Genomic DNA, 18456 nt, shown 5'->3' with positions numbered 1-18456 from the left:
TAATACTCATACGAGATGCAGCACATCGGCGACCGGACGGCGCGACTTCTGCGCCCAGTTTCCCGGACGCTCCGCCCCTACGGACAGGAGCATGACCGGTACTTCATCCTTGGTCAGTCCGAACTCGCGGTGCACCGCCTCGGCATCGAAGCCGATCATCGGCGTCGAACCCAAGCCTAGCGAGCGGGCCGCATAGATCATCGCCGCCGCGCCGAACGTGCCGGTGCGAACTGCCTCGTCGCGCTGGCGCTGCGGGTACTCCATGTACAGATCGCGTGCGGGGATTTCCCATTCCGGCACCATCTTTGCGGGCATGATGCCGGCCTCCACCAGCGGTGCCAGACGCTCTGGTATTACGCTGGAATCGGCCAACTGTCCGCAGACGATGAAGGTAACGGCCGCTTCGGTGATCGCGGGCTGACTCCATGCGATTGGGCTCAGCCTGGCTTTGGCCTCCGGGGTGCGCACGGCAATGAAGCGCCAGTTCTGCAAGTGGAAAGATGTCGGCGCGGTGGTGCCGATTCGCACCAGCTCGCGGATTTGGTCGTCGCTCAAGGCGGCGGTGGGATCGTAGTATTTGGTAGAGCTGCGGCTCAGAATGCAGTCAATGACGGCGTTGGTCATGGTCGTTCCGTTGGTCATGAAGATTCCTATTGTTCAGGATAGGCTGAGGTACGAGAGTGCTTTCGCCCTCTTTGTTGAAAATGCCGCGGCAACGAGGCGCGTAGACATCTAATGCCGGAGGCCTTGGGTCGTGTCCGAAAGCAAAGGTGAACCATGTGGCCTCGCTTCGAGGACTACTCGGCGCAGCGCGACGGCTTGACAGGTGACATATCAGCGTCCACGACGTTCGCGATCGGGCCGCGGGTCTGCTCATCTACGCGAGCGCCGCCACGCTTGCACGCGACCAGCGAGACGGCGACAGCCGGGCCGACGGTCTTCTGTGGTTCATTCGGTCCTCCTTTATAGCCCGCGTGCGCAAACAGCTCAGCGCAATGACTTCATCCAACGTCGAGGCGGTTGGATGTTCGGCCAACCCAGTGGATCTCATGATCGGACGCTGCAGAGGGCATTGGAAATTCCGTTTGGACATGCATTCGATAGACGAGGGTATCGTCGCCTTAAAGCATCATGCGCGCGTGCGTCCGGCGCGGTCGGCTAGCTCTTATGACCATGGTCAAGCGTGGTAGATGAACTGTTCCGTCCCATGTCTTTGCCACAGGATGTTTGCCTTTGATGGACAGCCCGGGGACGGGATGAGCCCTTGAGACGACGGTCGATCATGCTCTTATCCGCGGGTTGGCTACCGCACTTCCGTAATCCGTCTTGGGCTGTCCTTGTCTAGAATCGGGCGTTGGGCCGTTGCCCAGCCACATAGCTAGCGCGGGAATCCCCCACCGTTGCCACATCCCGTCTCAGTGCTGTCCCGGTTGTTCCGCCGGATTGAAGCCGATCAATTAGCGGCGACCCCAGCGGGAGACGAGCGTTTGCCGGAAGCTCGATCTTCACGGGGGGAAGCGCACCGCATCTTCAGCGCACTGGCTCAACCTGGTGGCCGATGGCCCAAAGGAAAGCCGCCATCTCGCGGGCGAGTGCAGAAGCGTCGTTTCGGCTTCCGACATCGCAGCACCAACTCAAGGGCTTGATCGCGCCAAGAGAGCCACCCGCTTCAGTGTTCGCGGCTTCCCACGTTCACGTCTTCCGGATTTTCCTCTCGGATCGATTGCCGTTGGACTACTTCGTTGGTTTCGATTTTGGTGGCTGCCCCCCACACCTCCTCGAAGTGCGTTGCGGGTATAATAACGGCACCCGAGGAGTCGGCGTACACATAATCTCCGGGGACGACGGTGACACCGTGCAAGACCAGCTCGCGAAAGTCGCGCAGCCGTGCGTCGGTTATCAATCCGGCGACGCCAGTGTTATTTAGCCTGGAAAGTTTCGTGCCGCCGCCTACCGACGTATTGCCGTACCCGGCGCTGTCAAACACAATGACCTTTCCCTGCGGCTCATTGCCGATCGCCGCATAGAAGCATCGCGCGAAGCTGTTGGCCTCTTCCTGGAACAGATCGTCCCGATAGGGAAGGAAACGGATTGTGACGGCAACACCGAAGAGGACGCGTCCGGGCGTCGGCGAGACGAGGTCCAGTGCATTGGCCTGGTGATTGAGCACCCGTCCAAGCGCGTCGGTCACAGCCGCCACACTTGGGCGCTCCTGCCGTTCCTGCACGCTGCCGATCAACGCTGCGCCTCCTTCCGCGCTTCAGACCGTGGCGACGCTCTTTTCGCAGCCGTCGCCCGGATACCTTGGCCCCGGTTCAAGTCGATCACTCAAGTGGTTTGAGGCCGGCCAACACCGTGGGAATGAGCTCGCTTACCGTCGGAGGAATGTGTACCGTCTGCATCATCTGCTCGTACGATGTTCCGGCCGCCATCGGCTGCAGAAGCGAGTGTACGACTTCGTCACCCCCTATTCCGAGGACTGCCGCACCCAGGATTCTCCCGGAACTTGAGTCGACGAGAACCTTTATCAGCCCTTGCGTTTCGCCACGCTCGTGAGCGCGGGCAACATTCGCCATAGGATAGGTGGCGATCATTGCAGCCCAGCCTGAATCGCGCACCTCGGCCTCGGTCATGCCGATGCGGCCAAGCGGAGGATCGATGAAAAGGCCATAGACTGGGATTCGATTCGCAATCGAACGGCGATCGATCACGCTATTCGCAACGATCTCATAGTCGTTGTACCAGGTGTGAGTGAAGGCACCGCGGCCGTTGATGTCACCAATGGCCCAAATCCCGGTCACCTTCGTGCGCAGATGATCGTCGACGGACATGTAACCACGGGCACCAGTATCGAGCCCGGCAGCACAGAGATCCAAGTCGGACGAATTTGGCGACCGCCCGAGTGCAACAAGAAGATGGCTTCCTTCGACAGAACCGATCCGATCGTTCGATCTGAATGAGATACGGACGCCACGCTTCGTCGCCGTTGCTTCTTCGATCGCACTGTCGACCAGGAAGCTGACGTCACCTGCTTCCAATATCGCACGGGTAGCTGCGGAGATGTCCTCGTCCTCGCGCGGCGCAAGCCGCTTCGCCCGCTCTATGACAGTCACCTTGGCCCCGAAGCGGGCGTACATCTGGGCGAACTCCAAACCGACATAGCTCGCGCTGGCAATCACGAGGTGATCCGGAACCGCTTCGAGTTCCATCATCGTCGTGTTGGTGAGGTAGGGCACATCAGCAAGACCAGGCCAATCCGGGATGGCGGCCGATGCGCTTGTATTGATGAAGATCTGCCCGGCCCTCAGCGTGAGGTTCCCGACGCCAACCGTCCATGCAGCCCGCGTGCTCGCAATCAACGTCTTTGACGGCGTGCAGCCGTCATTGACGCAGGTTCCCCCGAGATGCTCACGATCAATAAGGGCAACCTCCTGACCTTGCTCGGCCAAACGGACCGCAAGGAAGGGACCGGATTGGCCTGCGCCGACTATGATCGCGTCAAATTCTTCTGCCATGCGGTTCTCTCGTTCGCAGGAGATTCGGTGAGCATCGCTATGCGATGTCTTCGATCACAAGCTTCCTCTCCTTGAACTCCACCGTCTCTCCGGCCCGTGCTCCTTCGATTGCCTCGAAGATCGGAGCCATTGTGGAAATCCCCATGATCTCCCGACCTTCGCATGTGAACTTGGCCGTGGAGACCGCAATGATGAAGTAGCGACCGGAAAGCTGCACGAGCGCTCCCTCGGTGACGGTCGTTTTTGGCCCGAAGTCGATCTTTCTAAGCTTATCGAGCTTGTCGCTGTGATCGTGAACCGTATCGTCCAGTGCTTCGGAAAAATCACTGGCGACCTCCGCCTGTGCGTGCTCATCGTTCTCTATCGGCTCACTGCGGTCGAGCCGAGCGTCAGCAACATAATCGAAGTATTTTTCGCGGGCACTTTGAAAGGCGGCGGCCTCAAGCGAGAGCATCGTCTCTTTGATGACGTTCTTGTCCATCGTTCACTCCCTCAGGGATCTTGTTCCGCTCGGTCCGGCTATCCACTGCGGTTTGAGGAGTATCGCCATGGTCGCGGACGTAATTCATTCGTTGTCGGGAACATCCGCGCCCTGATATGGAATTTGGTTCAGCCGCGAATCCTGGAGTATGCTGGTCACCAGCCAAACATATGTCTGCTCGGCCGTATCGAAACCGAGCATCGAGAATGACTCGCCGAAGGGGCATTCCGGAAAGTCCGGGTAGTCGATGCGCAGGACGTAGCGCTCTGGATCGCGGTCGAACTCGCGCTTGTAGACCTTGCGCAAGCCGTAGCGGCTCGGGACATCACTACCTTCGACAAACTCGGCTTTGCGGTTCTCCGCCAGCCGATCCGCCAATCCCCGGTCGCAGATCTCGTCGAAAATGTCGTTACGCGTCGACGAGCAATCCCTTGCTGTGCGACTTCAGATCCGAAATGGCATAGATATTGGAGGCATCCTCGCCGTCTCTCCCGCTCGCCAACCGGAGGGCGGTGTCCACGTGGATGTCCTTCGTGTCCAGCGCCGAACTACGTGCCAGGTCGAAAAGGCGACCATCCTTTATGCGAAACTCGCGTTCGTAACCCTGGTCGACGAGCTGCGAAACGACGTCCACGACATCAGCTATTTTTAAACTCATCCGAAACTCCTAGTGAGTCTTTGCGGACGGTACGTCAGCAGCCTCTCGCTGGGAAATATCCGACTGTTATCGAATCCATTCCCAGGCGTTCACATCGACGATGGGGCCGAGGGAGTAGATGGGTAGAATGGAACGCCAATTCCGGAGCCAACGGGCGGCGGGCGATAATGAGTTGAGGATTGAGTTCAATCCCGTTGAAATTTAAGATCACGTCTGCCGAGCGGACGCCGGCTTTTCCCGGAACGGCGAGGTCCGCCTGGGCCCCGTAGCGAGAGTGAGGCGCCTATTTCACGAGCATTCCCTCGAGCGGCACACTCGGCCGGCGACAGCGGTCTCTTCACGCTACGATCATCCCGGCCGCGGCATTACATGCGGTTATTAAAATCATACCTTTACCGGCGAATTTCACGGCAATAACTCCGACTGCAGAGGGGGCGTGGAGAGACCGCTGCCGACGGCCGGCACTTGGCCGCAATCAGGATTGCGAGCAACGACATGATCCAGACCATCGCAGGACGAGCTGCCCCGGAACTCGCTGTTCCGTACTGGATCGATGCTGACGGGAAGCAGCGCCCGCCTCTTACCATGGAGGAGCTCGGTGCGCGCTATAGACTACTGTTTTTCTATCAACATTGGTGCGACGGCTGCCATTCGACCGGATTCCCGACTCTCCAGGCGCTGGTTCAAAATCCCAGCACCAAGAACGTCGGCTTTGCAGCAGTCCAGACCGCGTTCGAGGGCACCTATGTCAACACCCGAGATAAGCTGCCCTTAGACCAGCAACGGTACGGCCTGCGAATTCCCTTTGGCCACGAGGGCCGCTCGCCGCTTGGCGTCAATCCGAGGACGATGGAAAACTACTGCACCGGCGGCACGCCGTGGTTCGTGGCGATAGACCCCGACGGCGTGGTTCTACAGGACGGATTCAGCATCGACACCGACAGGTTTATTAGAGCAGTCAGCGGGAGCGGTCCGGCCGCCCCGTGAAGATGCGCGGGAAGAAGTCTGCCGACCTCACTCGCACCGGACATTTCCTGTCCATCACAACAGACATAACTAGCAATAAGAGGCTTATGTGTCCTGGTCACTGAACATCGGAAAGGTAGCGGGAACAGTAGTGCGACTGCACATCACGTTCGTGCTGTTTCTCGCGTGGATCTTCGCCTCGAGCTACGCGTCGAACGGCGCCGCCATGGCGTGGAACACGCTGCTCTTCGTGGTGCTACTGTTCTTGTGCGTACTGCTGCACGAGTTCGGGCACATCTTTACCGCCCGGGCTTTCGGTGTGCCGACGCCATACGTGACGCTGTTGCCAATTGGCGGTGTCGCGCAGCTCGAACGTATTCCGGAGGAGCCTTGGGAGGAATTGCTCATCGCGATTGCAGGTCCAGCCGTGAACGTGGCCATCGCCGCTGCGTTGATCGTCGTTGCCCATGCACACCTGAGCGCAACTGCCGCAATGGGTATCGACGACATGAAGGTTCCAATGGTGGACCGGCTTGCTACGGTGAATCTCATTCTCGCGCTCTTTAACCTTATTCCCGCCTTCCCCATGGATGGTGGCCGCGTGCTTCGTTCGGCGCTCGCAAGCCGCATGGGCTTTGTGCGGGCGACTGAGCGCGCCGCTTCGATCGGCCAATTCACCGCCTTCGTACTCGGCTTCCTCGGGCTCTTCCACAATCCGATACTCGTCTTCATCGCCATCTTGGTTTATCTGGCTGCCTCCTCGGAAGCCCATTCGGTCGCGTTACGCGCGGTCTCGCATGGCGTGCCGGTGCGCCAGGCGATGATGACTCAGTTCGTGACGCTCCAGCCGGATACTCACATCGACGACGCTGTAGAGGCTCTATTGCGGACCGAACAAAGAACATTTCCCGTGGTCGACGGCAATGGAGGTTTCGTCGGCATTCTGGATCGCACGGACATCCTTCGGTCGAGGAAACAGGTGGGGCCGGATGCACGGGTGGCCGACGCCATGAGCGTGCCTGCTCCGACGGTCGACTGTCGCGCCACCCTCGAGCATGCTTTCAGAGCCATGCAGGATAATTCCGCGTCGACTGTGGGGGTGATGGACGCCACCGGGAAGCTGGTCGGTCTCGTGACGAGCGAGACGCTCGCGGAAATGATGGCGCTTATGGCATTTCCAGGCCGTGGCGGGAGTGGAGGGGCTTTCAGCTCAGTTACGCGTCGGGTTCGAGGCTTAGACAGTTCGGTTTCCTGATCCAATGAGCAAACGATGGGCTGGCGACGGTCGGTGTGGCTCGTACGGTAGGTGCGGTGGGTCATGTCTTTGCTCACAATCCTGCTTGCCCGTCAGTACGACCAGGAAACGGAGATTTCTCTTCTTGCTTATCCCGCCGTCTTGACCCACCTGTAGACGAGACACGCGACCATATCCTTGGCGCTTCCGATGCCCCAATTACGCTGGTCGAATACGGGAGTTACGCGTGTCCCCATTGCCGAGTGGCGAACGAGACCATCGCCTCACTGTGTGATCGGTTCGGCGACCGCATACGGTAGGTGTTTCGGCATCGTCCACTAGCGAACAACGACCTCGCACGCCGCGCGGCGGAAATCGCGGAGTACGCCACGCCGGAACAATTCTGGAAAGTTCAGCTGGAACTGATGACGCGTTCGTCGGAATTGACTGAAGACGATCTCCTCGCGGTCAAGGCCGAACTCGATCTCGAATCTCCGGAAATCTCCGAGCGAGCGCGGGCGCGTGTTGATGAGGATGAACGCCCAGCCAACGCCAATGGCGTGGTTTTCACGCCGACGGCGGAGGTACGACGGGCCATGGGACGATGTCACGCTCGGCGATGCGATGCTCGGTAGGCTCGGCCATCGTGTCAGGGCAACCGCACTCGATTTTGCAAGCTGGGGTCCGTCTGCGGGTGTCCTTGGATTCATTGCGACCGTGCTGGCACTCGTGTTCTCGAACCACCCGTTGGCGATGCCTTCGCGGAATTCTGTCACTGGGAGCTCGCTCCCGGGGCACGATCCAGCTTTTTTGTGCTCCCAATCTTTGCGTTGGCGAATGCGGGCGTCGTCCTTTCCGCAGACGGTCTTGATGGCCACGGTCCCCTTGTACTGGCGATCATGACAGGGCTGGTGTTGGGCAAACCGCTCGGCCTCATCGGCGCTTCCATGATCGCGGTACGAACCGGTATAGCCGAGAAACCAGGAGCCTATAGTTGGCGCCAACTCGCGGGTGCCGGGGCGCTCGCGCGCATCGGCTTCACCATGTCGCTCTTCATCGCTGGTCAGGCTTTTCCATCCACCAGTGAATTTGCGGCCGCCAAGATCGCTATCCTCGTGGCCTCGGTGTGCGCCGGAACTATCGGCACGATCATCCTCTGGAACGCAAAATCGCCGAGCGAAGCATAAACATGCTCGGGCTCCTGGGGCGAGTTCCGCCTCTGGACGAACGGCGACAGATTGTGGATTCGCGGTGCGTATCACTGAAGCTATCCTGCAAGACGACAAGACAACAAAAGCTGCATGCGCGAGTTGGCGGACTGCTTGAGTTGGCCGAAAGAGCTTGAGGAATCCCCCGCGGCTCCACACGCCCGACTCGCTGGACGAAACAGAACGTCATTGAGAGGCGCCAACTCAAATTGCAATCAAGCAAGGTTTCACCTGTCGTGGCGAAGCAATGACCAAGGCCGCTGAGAAGATCGACTATTCCAAAACGCTTTATCTGCCGCAGACGGATTTTCCGATGCGCGCCGGCTTGCCCGAGAAGGAGCCGCTGCTGGTCAAGCGCTGGCAGGACATGGACCTCTACCGCAGGCTGCGCGAGAGCGCGGCCGGCCGTGAAAAATACGTGCTGCATGACGGGCCGCCCTACGCCAATGGCAACATCCATATCGGCCATGCGCTGAACAAGATCCTAAAGGACGTCATCACCCGCTCGTTCCAGATGCGCGGCTACGACTCCAACTATGTGCCCGGCTGGGATTGCCACGGCCTGCCGATCGAGTGGAAGATCGAGGAGCAGTATCGCGCCAAAGGCAAGAACAAGGACGAGGTGCCAGTCGTCGAGTTTCGCAAGCAGTGCCGCGAATTCGCCCAGCACTGGATCGACGTGCAGACGGTGGAGTTCAAGCGCCTCGGCGTCGAGGGCGACTTCGACAATCCCTATGCGACCATGGCCTTCCATGCCGAGGCGCGGATCGCCGGCGAACTTCTGAAGTTCGCCATGTCCGGCCAGCTCTATCGCGGTTCCAAGCCGGTGATGTGGAGCGTGGTCGAGCGTACGGCACTGGCCGAGGCCGAAGTCGAGTATCATGACTACGAGAGCGATACGGTTTGGGTGAAGTTTCCAGTAGATCTCGGCAACATGGTCACCCACCTCGAGCCCGAGACCACGCGCGCCGAACATGATCAGAGCAAGAGCGAGTTCGCGAAGGCCTTTGTCGTCATCTGGACCACGACGCCCTGGACCATTCCCGGCAACCGCGCCGTCTCCTATTCACCGCGCATCTCCTATGGTCTCTACGAGGTCACGGCTACAGAAAACGAATTTGGCCCGCAGCGTGGCGAAAAGCTGATCTTAGCGGATGCACTGGCCGAGGAATCGTTCGCCAAGACCAAGCTGCAATACAAACGCTTGCGCGAGGTGAAGGCCGAAGAGCTTGCATCGATGACGCTCGTCCATCCCCTCAAGGGGCTTGGCGGCGGCTATGATTTCGTCGTCCCCATGCTGCCCGGCGATCACGTCACCGACGAGGCCGGCACGGGTTTCGTGCACACCGCGCCGAGCCATGGCCGCGAGGACTTTGACGCGTGGATGGACGCGGCCAAGGAGCTTGCCGCGCGTGGCATCGACACCGACATCCCGTTCACCCTCGACGATGCCGGCTTCTTCACCAACGATGCGCCGGGCTTCGGCCCGGATCGTGAGGGTGGTGCCGCGCGCGTCATAGACGACAATGGCAAAAAGGGCGACGCCAACGAGACCGTCATCGAGGCGCTCATCGGGGCGAACATGCTGTTTGCCCGCGGGCGGCTGAAGCATCAGTATCCGCATTCGTGGCGCTCGAAGAAGCCGGTGATTCTCCGCAACACACCGCAATGGTTCGTCTACATGGACAAGGAGCTCGGCGACGGCACCACGCTGCGCAGCCGCGCGCTCAAGGCCATCGATGCCACCCGCTTCGTGCCGGCTGCCGGCCAGGCGCGTCTGCGTGCGATGATCGAGGACCGGCCCGACTGGGTGCTGTCGCGCCAGCGCGCCTGGGGTGTGCCGATCTGCGTCTTTGCCGACGCGAACGGCGAGGTGCTGAAGGACGAGACCGTCAACGCCCGCATTCTTGAGGCATTCGAGGCCGAGGGCGCGGACGCATGGTTCGCCGACGGCGCCAAAGAGCGCTTCCTTGCCAAAGTCCACGATCCGGCCGAGTGGGAGCAGGTCATGGACATCCTCGACGTCTGGTTCGATTCCGGCTCTACCCACACATACGCACTGGAAGATCGGCAGGATTTGAAATGGCCGGCCGATGTCTATCTGGAAGGCTCCGATCAGCATCGCGGCTGGTTTCACTCATCACTGCTCGAAAGCTGTGGCACGCGTGGACGCGCACCCTACGACTCTGTCATCACCCACGGCTTCACCGTGGATGAGGAGGGCCGCAAGATGTCGAAGTCGCTTGGTAACACGATCGCGCCGCAGGGTGTGATGAAGCAGTCCGGCGCCGATATCCTGCGGCTGTGGGTGATGACCACCGACTATCGGGAGGAACAGCGGCTGGGCAGGAACGTCATCCAGACCAATATCGACGCTTATCGCAAGCTCAGGAACACCATCCGCTGGATGCTGGGCACGCTCGCGCATGACGAGGGCGAGGATGTACCGCTTGCCCAGATGCCGGAGCTGGAGCGCCTGATGCTGCATCGCCTAGCCGAGCTCGCCGAGCTGGTGCGTAAGGGCTACGACGCCTTCGACTTCAACCACATCAGCCGCGCTCTGCTCGATTTCATGGTGGTGGAGCTGTCGGCATTCTACTTCGACATCCGCAAGGACGCGCTCTACTGCGACGCGCCATCCAGCACCCGTCGCAAGGCGGCAATCGAGGTCGTGCGCACCCTGTTCGACTGCGCGGTGAAGTGGCTCGCCCCAATGCTGCCCTTCACCATGGAAGAAGCCTGGCTCGACCGCAAGCGGGATGCGGTCTCAGTGCACCTCGAGCAGTTTCCAGAACTGCCAGAAGAATGGCGGAACGACGCATTGTCGCGGAAGTGGCGTAAAATCCGGCAGGTTCGCCGCGTCGTCACCGGTGCGTTGGAAATTGAGCGCAAGGAAAAGAGGATCGGGTCGTCGCTGGAGGCAGCTCCAGTGGTATATGTTGCCGACCCCGTCCTGGGGGCTGCGATCGAAGGCGTCAATATGGCCGAGATCTGCATCACCAGCGGCATCGACATCCGAGCCGAGGTAGCGCCGTCCGGCGCTTTCTCGCTGGAGGACGTCAAGGGTGTCGCCGTCGTCTCCGACAGAGCGAAGGGGAAAAGATGTGCCCGCTCTTGGCGCTATACCGACGATGTCGGGTCCGATCTAGAATTTCCGGATGTCACCGCGCGCGATGCGGCAGCCTTGCGGGAACTAAGGGAACTCGGGCGGCTGTAAATCAGCCCCTTGCAATTCGCTCGCGTAGCTTGAATGGATTGAGCACTGGCATTCCAGTCATCGAACAGTGTCTGACGTTATCATCCGTTTAGGGAACGACGTTCACGATACGGCGCGGCACGATGATCACCCTACGAGGCGGGGCACCGTTGAGTGCCTTGCGGACGAAATCGAGCGCTAGCGCCGCTTCTTCGACGACGACTTGGTCCGCATCGCGGGCAATTGTCACATCTCCGCACTTCTTGCCGTTGATCTGCACGGGCACCACGATTTCGTCGTCGACGACGAGCGCCGGATCGAAGTCCGGCCAGGGCAGATTCGCTACCAGACCATCACCGCCCAGCGCCGCCCAGCACTCCTCGGCCAGGTGCGGCACCATCGGCGCGATCATCCGCACCAGCGCTTCAACCGCCTCGCGCAGCGCCGCCCTGAGGGCGGCATCGGCACTGGATGCACCCGCCACCTGAGGTGACAGGACGTTGACCAGCTCGTAGAGGCGCGCGATCGCCTTGTTGAAGCCCAGTCGCTCGATATCCTCACCGACTGCCTTCACCGCCTTGTGCGTCGCTTTCGAGACCGTAGCCGCATCGCCGACGCGCGCAGGGGCTGGCCGAACGCCCGCCATCGCCGGCGCGATCTCCGAGACGAGCCGCCACACCCGCTGGACGAAGCGGTGCGCCCCGTCCACGCCGGCCCCGGTCCAGATGACGTCGCGCTCGGGCGGCGAATCCGACAGCATGAACCAGCGCGCTGTGTCGGCGCCGTAGCTTGCGATGATGTCGTCGGGATCGACGACATTCTTCTTCGATTTCGACATTTTCTCGATCGGGCCGATCGTGACTTCCTCGCCGGAGTTGATCATGTTGGCGCGTCGCCTGTCGTTGGCCTCCTCGACCTTGACTTCCGCCGGCGTGACCCAGGCACCGTTGCCCAGCCTGTAGGTCTCGTGGACGACAAGGCCTTGGGTGAACAGGCCCTGGAAGGGTTCCTCGACGCTGTTCAGGTGCCCGGTGACCTTCATCGCCCGCGCGAAGAAGCGCGAATAGAGCAGATGCAGGATCGCATGCTCGATGCCGCCGATATACTGGTTGACCGGCAGCCAGCCCTTCGGGCCGTCGACATAGGCAAGGTCGGTGGGCTGTGCCTCGTTCCACGGATCGGTGAAGCGCGCGAAATACCACGAGGAGTCCACGAACGTGTCCATCGTGTCGGTATCGCGCCGCGCATCCTTCCCGCAGTTCGGGCAGGCGACGTGCTTCCACGTCGGGTGGTGGTCGAGCGGGTTGCCCGGCCTGTCGAACGACACGTCATCGGGCAGCCGCACCGGCAACTGGTCGGCGGTGACCGCCACCGCCCCGCAATTGACGCAGTGGACCACCGGGATCGGGCACCCCCAGTAGCGCTGGCGCGAGATCAGCCAGTCGCGCAGGCGGAACTGCACCTTCCGGCTCGCCCGCGGCCTGCCGCCGATGGTCACGCCGGAAAGGCGCTGGGCTACTTCGTTGAACGCTTCCGCCGTCGTCATGCCATCGAGGAAACGCGAATTGATCATCACGCCGTCGTCGGTGAAGGCTTCCTCGGTGATCTGGAACGTCGCCCCGTCGGCGTCTTCCGGCATCACCACCGGCACCACCGGCAGGCCATATTTGTTGGCGAAGTCGAGGTCGCGCTGATCGCCGGACGGGCAGCCGAAGATCGCGCCGGTGCCGTAGTCCATCAACACGAAGTTGGCGACATAGACCGGCAGCGTCCAGTTCTGGTCGAAGGGATGCACCACGCGGATGCCGGTGTCGAAGCCCTTCTTCTCGGCGGTCTCGATTTCCGCCGCCGACGTGCCGGATCGCTTGATCTCATTGATGAAGGTCGCCAGTTGCGGGTTCTTTTCCGCCACCTTTTTCGCTAGCGGATGATCGGCGGCGATCGCCATGAACGACGCGCCGAAGATCGTGTCGGGCCGGGTGGTGTAGACCTCCAGCTCGCTCTCCCCATCAGGCGCGGAAGCCGGGTCCAGCTTCCACCGAATCTGCAGGCCCTCGGAACGGCCGATCCAGTTCGACTGCATCAGCTTGACCTTGTCCGGCCAGCGCGGCAGCGTCTCCAGCCCATCGAGCAGCTCCTGCGCCATCGAGGTGATCTTGAAGAACCACTGGGTCAGGTCGCGCTGCTCGACCGGCGCGCCCGAGCGCCAGCCGCGGCCGTCGATCACCTGCTCGTTCGCCAGCACGGTCATGTCGACCGGATCCCAGTTAACCTTGGCCTTGCGCCGCTCGACCAATCCGGCCTTCCAGAAGTCCAGGAACATCTTCTGCTGGTGGCGGTAGTAGGAGGGGTCGCAGGTCGCGAACTCGCGCGCCCAGTCGAGCGACAGGCCCATTGTCTTCAACTGACCCTTCATCGTCTCGATGTTGGCATAGGTCCAGTCGCGCGGATTGACGCGGTTGTCGCGCGCGGCGTTCTCGGCAGGAAGACCAAAGGCGTCCCAGCCCATCGGATGCAGCACGTTGAAGCCCTTGGCGCGCTTGTAGCGCGCGACCACGTCGCCCATCGCATAGTTGCGGACATGGCCCATGTGGATGCGGCCCGACGGATACGGGAACATCTCGAGCACGTAGTACTTCTCGCCCGGTGCGTCGTTCCTCGTCTCGAAGAGCTTCGCCTCGTCCCAGGCCGTCTGCCATTTGGGCTCGGATGTACGGGGGTTGTAGCGTTCGATTGTCATGTCCGATTTTCACTCGCTAGAGGCAAGAAAAACGCGACGGCGGGCCGGCGTTGGCTTGCCCATTGCGCCAGCCATGCAAAACTTCTTGCGCGAGATCCCTCGTTGCTCCGAACAAAGCAAACAGCAGGAGACGGAATCTTGGGTTCCGCAAACGCATCCGCACTCATGTCACGAACTCGTGGGATGATTTTTTGACTGCCCTACGGGTTCCGGCGACGGAGGCTCGGTATGACCGCCAAAGCCATGTCGCATCGCGGAAAGAACTTTCTCCGCGAAGGTATGATCCTTGCGCGAGCGAAACCGTGCGTAGAGTGCAGCCGTGATCACATCCGCCGAGACGGCCTCGTCGATCGCCGCGTTGACGGTCCAGCGGCCTTCGCCAGAATCATCGACGAATCCGGAATAGCTTTCCAGCGCTTCGCTCTTGGCAAGTGCCGATGCGGTCAGATCGAGCAGCCACGAGCTGATGACGCTTCCACGCCTCCACACTTCGGCGATGTCCGGGATGTTGAGATCGAACCGATGTCGTTCGGGCAGCGCGTTCATATTCGCATTCTTCAGGATATCGAACCCTTCCGCGTAAGCCTGCATCAGGCCATACTCGATGCCATTGTGGACCATCTTCACGAAATGGCCGGCGCCGCTTGGCCCGGCATGAAGGTAGCCTTGCTCGACTCGGGGGTCGCGACCATCACGGCCTTCAGTCTGCGGAATCTGGCCGATGCCGGGCGCTAGCGTCGCGAAGATCGGGTCCAGGCGGTCGATGATGGCCTTTTCGCCGCCGATCATCATGCAGTAGCCGCGCTCAAGCCCCCATACACCGCCGCTGGTTCCGACATCGATGTAGTGAATGCTCTTCTTGCGCAGTTCTGCGGCGCGACGGATATCGTCCTGCCAAAACGTGTTGCCGCCATCGATGATCGTGTCACCGCTACTAAGGAGATCGCCGAGCTCGGATACGTAATCCTCGGTGACCGGACCTGCCGGCAACATGAGCCAGATCGTCCGTGGCGGGGCAAGTTGGCCGACCAGGTCCTTCAGCGACGAGCCCGCCGTTGCCCCTTCTCGACGGAGGCCTTCGACCGCGTTGCCATTTCTTGCGTACACAACGACGTCGTGCCGACCACGGGCAATGAGCCTGCGAGCGATGTTGCCGCCCATGCGGCCCAATCCGATCAATCCAATCTGCATCCGACGGGTCTCTACGTGATAGTGTCGCGCAACATCGCACTGAGCTCCGACCATCCTTTGTCAAGAGTGCCGCCGATGCTCGATTTGCAATACCCATTGAAAGCAGCGCGGGACGAAATTTTCCAATAGCCGGTATGCATAGTTTCCATGGCAGCAGGAAATAGTGCTGCGCCCGTCACAGCCTTTCGTAAATCAAAGAAGACTGCGCACGCGACGGCATCACGCCGCGCGGCCAAACGCAATAACGATTGTCTATCGACTTAATGGCGAGAGGTGATTTCCCTTGCCGGCGTTTCAACGTCAGTTTCCAACGCATCGTCGTACCGAAATGTCGGTGCCGCGACCGACACGCGGAACATGATGTCAGATTGAAAAGTGAGGATTGTCGATATGCAAAAGCAAGAACGAGATCGGAGTCGTCACGCTTCCTGGTGGTGGGGTAAACGCCGTTATCTCATTGCCAGATGCGGCCATCGTTCTTGCGGGCACTACCATCCTTCGGCGAACGATATGAGTGCATCAAACCTGAAGGAGAGGTCAGAATGAGTATGGAAGACGCAAAAAGTCGACGCAAGGGACCATTGAACACGCCGAGCAATCTCGGCTCGAACGCCACGAAGGATATCGCCGCCGCACTCACAGCGCTTTTGGCAGACGTGTTCGCGCTTTATGTCAAGACCAAGAATTTCCACTGGCACATCTCAGGCCCGCATTTCCGGGATTATCACCTCCTCCTCGACGAGCAGGCAGCCCAGATCTTGGCGATGACGGACGACGTTGCGGAAAGAGCCCGCAAGATCGGTGGAACGACGATCCGCTCGATCGGCCATATCGCCAGGCTGCAGCACATCGAGGACAATGATGCGGATTTCGTCTCGCCCGGAGACATGCTGGCCGAACTCAAGGAAGACAATCTGGTGCTCGCCCAGTGCCTGTGGGAAACCCACAATGTCTGCGACGAGCATGGCGACGTCGCGACCGCCAGCCTGATCGAAAATTGGATCGACGAGGCAGAGCGCCGTATATGGTTCCTGTTCGAGTCGACCAGGAGAGCTTGATCCTCAGCGCACGACCGGGATCAAGCACGTAGAACAAGCGGACGGCGATGGCGCCGAGCGGGCGTGCCGGCTGCGTAGTCGCCGCCTCATAGCGAATTTCCGCGTGTGAACGCGCCAGCCGTGTGACCTCCGACGAGCAATCTGCCCCGAAAGTCCAAAACACGACGCCGCGAGTCCGAGGTTTCAGGGCTCGCGCTAGGAATCGAGACCGTTCGATTTCAGGGTGAAATCCGGATTCAACGGGCGCGCGATGGACGCTGCGCCCCGACAACACGATGGCCTGGATCATGCCAGGCCACGCGGAATGAATTGGATATTGACTTGAACGACATGGATTTGGTGCAGCCGACGTCAACCCATTCAGCCACGGCGGCCAGGGCTTCTGTGGTTCCGCATCAACCTGAGTTTGACGTCGACTTTTTCGTCATCGGGGGCGGATCGGGAGGGGTCCGCGCGGCGCGCGTGGCATCGAAACATGGCGCCAAAGTCATGCTCGCCGAAGAGTACCGGCTCGGAGGGACATGCGTCATTCGCGGTTGCGTGCCGAAGAAGCTGTTCGTCTACGCGGGGCGTTTCAGCGACAAGTTCGACGAGGCTGCGGCATTCGGCTGGCGTCTGTCGGTCCCGCGTTTCGACTGGCCTTCCCTGGTTGCGGCGAAGGACCATGAAATCGCGCGTCTCGAAGAGCTGTACAGCGCTGGGCAAGAGACTGCTGGCGTCGAGGTCGTGAGGTCCAGCGCCATACTTGAGGACGCCCATACGGTGCATCTTCTCGGTGATGGGCGACGGGTGCGTGCGCGCACGATCCTGATCGCGACTGGCGCACGACCCGAATTGGCTGCCTTTGAGGGGATTGAGCACGGCATTACGTCGAACGAGATCTTCGACTTGAAGACCTTCCCGAGAAAGCTCGTCGTCGGCGGCGCCGGGTACATTGCCATGGAGTTTGCAGGCCTGTTCGCCGCGCTGGGGAGCGACATCACAGTCGTTTGCCGTGGAAGCAATGTGCTCCGCGGCTTTGACGAGGACGCCCGCCAGGCGGTCGCCGCATCCTACACGAACCGCGGGATTAAGCTGATGCTCAGTGACAGCATCGTCCGCCTTGAGCGGAAGGCGGAAGGCGACAAAGCCGCACGAATCGACGTCACGACCGAGCAGGGTGGGCGGCTGATGGCCGACCAAGTGCTGCTCGCCTTCGGCCGCGCTCCGAACACGACGGCGCTTGGACTCGAGCGCGCTGGCGTCAAGACTGGGAGGGACGGCGCCATCGCGGTGGACGCGAACTCGCGCACGAACATCCCGAACATCTATGCAGTGGGCGACGTGACCAACCAGTTCAATCTCACGCCGGTCGCGATCCGTGAGGGACATGCCTTCGCCGACAGCGCTTTCGGCAACAAGGCCTGGCAGGTCGACTACTCCAATATCCCGACTGCGGTCTTTTCCAGCCCGGAAATTGGAACGGTTGGGCTGACCGAGCTGGAGGCCAGGGCGCAATACCCCGCTGTCGATATCTACAAAGTCCGTTTCCGCCCTTTGACTGCGGCGGTGACGGCCTGCGAAACCTCGCTGTTGAAGGTCGTCGTTGACGGCGAGTCGGAGAGGATCCTCGGGATACACATCTTCGCCGAGGAAGCCGGCGAGATGATCCAGGTGCTGGCCATCGCCATCGGCAGCGGAGCCACGATGAAGCGCTTCGCATCTGTCATGGCCGTGCACCCGACGATCGGCGAGGAGATCGTGGGAATGCTCACGCCGACGGTTCGATACGATGGGCGCGAGGCTTCGATGCCACTCGTCACAAGTGTCGCCCATTGACGCCGTCGTTCCGTGCTAAGAAGGGCTCGCCACTATGTAGAAAGGGAGTGTTGGATGGAGAGCGCTGAGTTCGAGGGCGCGCTAGCCGTGTTCCCCGAGGGTTACAGCGAAGGGATCTACGAGGATCGGCGATATGGTGTGACCCTTCGCCGATCCGGTGACGGACGACGCAACAGTCTGTTTGCGCGAGAATTGGCTGGAACCGACATCATCAGTTTCAACCTCTACCGCCTGGGAACGGATGACGCATCCCTCAAGCCATGCGAGATGTCCGCGGATAAGGTCAGAGACTTCGTATTAGGGTTCCGACGGGATTCGGGTGAGTTAGGGAAAGACGATCAAGACCAGTAGCCGCTGTCACTTTCAAGACACAGCAGCTCATTCGGAGAGT

At 60.6% G+C, this 18456-nt stretch carries 17 protein-coding genes; 8 read left to right on the top strand and 9 right to left on the bottom strand.

Annotation, left to right across the window (positions count from 1 at the left end; translation table 11 throughout):
* Nucleotides 1–6 precede the first annotated feature (6 nt).
* From NKJ46_RS27625 to NKJ46_RS27600, 6 genes are all read right to left on the bottom strand, one after another.
* Nucleotides 7–642 carry a nitroreductase family protein gene (locus tag NKJ46_RS27625; protein WP_352669189.1) on the bottom strand — a complete coding sequence of 212 codons (636 nt, stop codon included), beginning with the start codon at nt 640–642 and terminating at the stop codon, nt 7–9.
* A gap of 1027 nt (nt 643–1669) precedes the next feature.
* On the bottom strand, nt 1670–2239 hold the full coding sequence (locus NKJ46_RS27620) for an RraA family protein (protein WP_352669187.1): 570 nt from the start codon (nt 2237–2239) through the stop codon (nt 1670–1672).
* Between the two features lie 85 nt (nt 2240–2324).
* A complete protein-coding gene (locus NKJ46_RS27615; RefSeq protein WP_352669184.1) occupies nt 2325–3515 on the bottom strand; it encodes a mercuric reductase in 1191 nt (396 codons plus the stop codon).
* Nucleotides 3516–3552: 37 nt separating this feature from the next.
* On the bottom strand, nt 3553–3996 hold the full coding sequence (locus NKJ46_RS27610; protein WP_352669181.1) for a hypothetical protein: 444 nt from the start codon (nt 3994–3996) through the stop codon (nt 3553–3555).
* Nucleotides 3997–4080: 84 nt separating this feature from the next.
* Entirely contained in the window at nt 4081–4374 is a 294-nt protein-coding gene (locus NKJ46_RS27605) for a hypothetical protein (protein WP_352669178.1), read from the bottom strand.
* A gap of 31 nt (nt 4375–4405) precedes the next feature.
* Nucleotides 4406–4654: a hypothetical protein gene (locus NKJ46_RS27600; RefSeq protein WP_352669175.1), complete on the bottom strand. Its 249-nt coding sequence runs from the start codon at nt 4652–4654 to the stop codon at nt 4406–4408.
* Between the two features lie 495 nt (nt 4655–5149).
* Here NKJ46_RS27600 and NKJ46_RS27595 point away from each other — a divergent pair, with 495 nt between their 5' ends.
* The 3 genes from NKJ46_RS27595 to NKJ46_RS27585 all read left to right on the top strand — a co-directional run bounded on the left by NKJ46_RS27595 (nt 5150) and on the right by NKJ46_RS27585 (nt 7174).
* Nucleotides 5150–5641: a TlpA family protein disulfide reductase gene (locus tag NKJ46_RS27595; protein ID WP_352669173.1), complete on the top strand. Its 492-nt coding sequence runs from the start codon at nt 5150–5152 to the stop codon at nt 5639–5641.
* 130 nt (nt 5642–5771) lie between these two features.
* Nucleotides 5772–6875: a site-2 protease family protein gene (locus NKJ46_RS27590; protein ID WP_352669171.1), complete on the top strand. Its 1104-nt coding sequence runs from the start codon at nt 5772–5774 to the stop codon at nt 6873–6875.
* 35 nt (nt 6876–6910) lie between these two features.
* Entirely contained in the window at nt 6911–7174 is a 264-nt protein-coding gene (locus NKJ46_RS27585) for a thioredoxin domain-containing protein (RefSeq protein WP_352669168.1), read from the top strand.
* Nucleotides 7175–7192: 18 nt separating this feature from the next.
* Here NKJ46_RS27585 and NKJ46_RS27580 read toward each other — a convergent pair whose 3' ends face one another.
* Complete coding sequence (locus tag NKJ46_RS27580) at nt 7193–7732, bottom strand: hypothetical protein (RefSeq protein WP_352669226.1); 540 nt, start codon at nt 7730–7732, stop codon at nt 7193–7195.
* On the opposite strand from NKJ46_RS27580, the gene NKJ46_RS27575 reads away from it, so the two are divergent.
* Together NKJ46_RS27575 and ileS are read left to right on the top strand one after the other, a co-directional pair.
* Nucleotides 7667–8041 carry a Na+/H+ antiporter NhaA gene (locus tag NKJ46_RS27575; RefSeq protein ID WP_352669166.1) on the top strand — a complete coding sequence of 125 codons (375 nt, stop codon included), beginning with the start codon at nt 7667–7669 and terminating at the stop codon, nt 8039–8041. The genes NKJ46_RS27580 and NKJ46_RS27575 overlap by 66 nt on opposite strands.
* Before the next feature lie 268 nt (nt 8042–8309).
* The gene (gene ileS / locus NKJ46_RS27570) at nt 8310–11279 is read left to right on the top strand and encodes an isoleucine--tRNA ligase (RefSeq protein ID WP_352669164.1); all 2970 of its coding nucleotides are present in this window, start codon (nt 8310–8312) and stop codon (nt 11277–11279) included.
* A gap of 88 nt (nt 11280–11367) precedes the next feature.
* Here ileS and leuS read toward each other — a convergent pair whose 3' ends face one another.
* Together leuS and gnd are read right to left on the bottom strand one after the other, a co-directional pair.
* The gene (gene leuS / locus NKJ46_RS27565) at nt 11368–13998 is read right to left on the bottom strand and encodes a leucine--tRNA ligase (RefSeq protein WP_352669162.1); all 2631 of its coding nucleotides are present in this window, start codon (nt 13996–13998) and stop codon (nt 11368–11370) included.
* A gap of 168 nt (nt 13999–14166) precedes the next feature.
* Nucleotides 14167–15189 (bottom strand): phosphogluconate dehydrogenase (NAD(+)-dependent, decarboxylating), encoded by a 1023-nt coding sequence (gene gnd / locus NKJ46_RS27560; RefSeq protein WP_352669159.1) that lies wholly within the window; start codon nt 15187–15189, stop codon nt 14167–14169.
* Between the two features lie 542 nt (nt 15190–15731).
* Here gnd and NKJ46_RS27555 point away from each other — a divergent pair.
* The 3 genes from NKJ46_RS27555 to NKJ46_RS27545 all read left to right on the top strand — a co-directional run bounded on the left by NKJ46_RS27555 (nt 15732) and on the right by NKJ46_RS27545 (nt 18416).
* Nucleotides 15732–16247, top strand: a complete 516-nt coding sequence (locus NKJ46_RS27555; RefSeq protein WP_352669157.1) for a Dps family protein — start codon at nt 15732–15734, stop codon at nt 16245–16247.
* 330 nt (nt 16248–16577) lie between these two features.
* Complete coding sequence (gene gorA / locus NKJ46_RS27550) at nt 16578–18065, top strand: glutathione-disulfide reductase (RefSeq protein ID WP_502903461.1); 1488 nt, start codon at nt 16578–16580, stop codon at nt 18063–18065.
* Nucleotides 18066–18119: 54 nt separating this feature from the next.
* The gene (locus tag NKJ46_RS27545) at nt 18120–18416 is read left to right on the top strand and encodes a hypothetical protein (protein ID WP_352648199.1); all 297 of its coding nucleotides are present in this window, start codon (nt 18120–18122) and stop codon (nt 18414–18416) included.
* Nucleotides 18417–18456 lie beyond the last annotated feature (40 nt).

Source organism: Mesorhizobium sp. M0166, assembly GCF_040322255.1.
In the GTDB taxonomy this organism is placed as follows: domain Bacteria; phylum Pseudomonadota; class Alphaproteobacteria; order Rhizobiales; family Rhizobiaceae; genus Mesorhizobium.
The sequence above is the reverse complement of the archived record's forward strand: the minus strand, read 5'-3'. Positions and strand labels throughout refer to the sequence as shown.

Coding starts and splice junctions, on each gene's coding strand:
- NKJ46_RS27615 (WP_352669184.1), bottom strand. CDS start 3,515: ATGGCAGAAGAATTTGACGCGATCATAGTCGGCGCAGGCCAATCCGGT.
- leuS (WP_352669162.1), bottom strand. CDS start 13,998: ATGACAATCGAACGCTACAACCCCCGTACATCCGAGCCCAAATGGCAG.
- NKJ46_RS27600 (WP_352669175.1), bottom strand. CDS start 4,654: ATGAGTTTAAAAATAGCTGATGTCGTGGACGTCGTTTCGCAGCTCGTC.
- gorA (WP_502903461.1), top strand. CDS start 16,578: ATGGATTTGGTGCAGCCGACGTCAACCCATTCAGCCACGGCGGCCAGG.
- NKJ46_RS27545 (WP_352648199.1), top strand. CDS start 18,120: ATGGAGAGCGCTGAGTTCGAGGGCGCGCTAGCCGTGTTCCCCGAGGGT.
- NKJ46_RS27555 (WP_352669157.1), top strand. CDS start 15,732: ATGAGTATGGAAGACGCAAAAAGTCGACGCAAGGGACCATTGAACACG.
- NKJ46_RS27610 (WP_352669181.1), bottom strand. CDS start 3,996: ATGGACAAGAACGTCATCAAAGAGACGATGCTCTCGCTTGAGGCCGCC.
- NKJ46_RS27625 (WP_352669189.1), bottom strand. CDS start 642: ATGACCAACGGAACGACCATGACCAACGCCGTCATTGACTGCATTCTG.
- gnd (WP_352669159.1), bottom strand. CDS start 15,189: ATGCAGATTGGATTGATCGGATTGGGCCGCATGGGCGGCAACATCGCT.
- ileS (WP_352669164.1), top strand. CDS start 8,310: ATGACCAAGGCCGCTGAGAAGATCGACTATTCCAAAACGCTTTATCTG.
- NKJ46_RS27595 (WP_352669173.1), top strand. CDS start 5,150: ATGATCCAGACCATCGCAGGACGAGCTGCCCCGGAACTCGCTGTTCCG.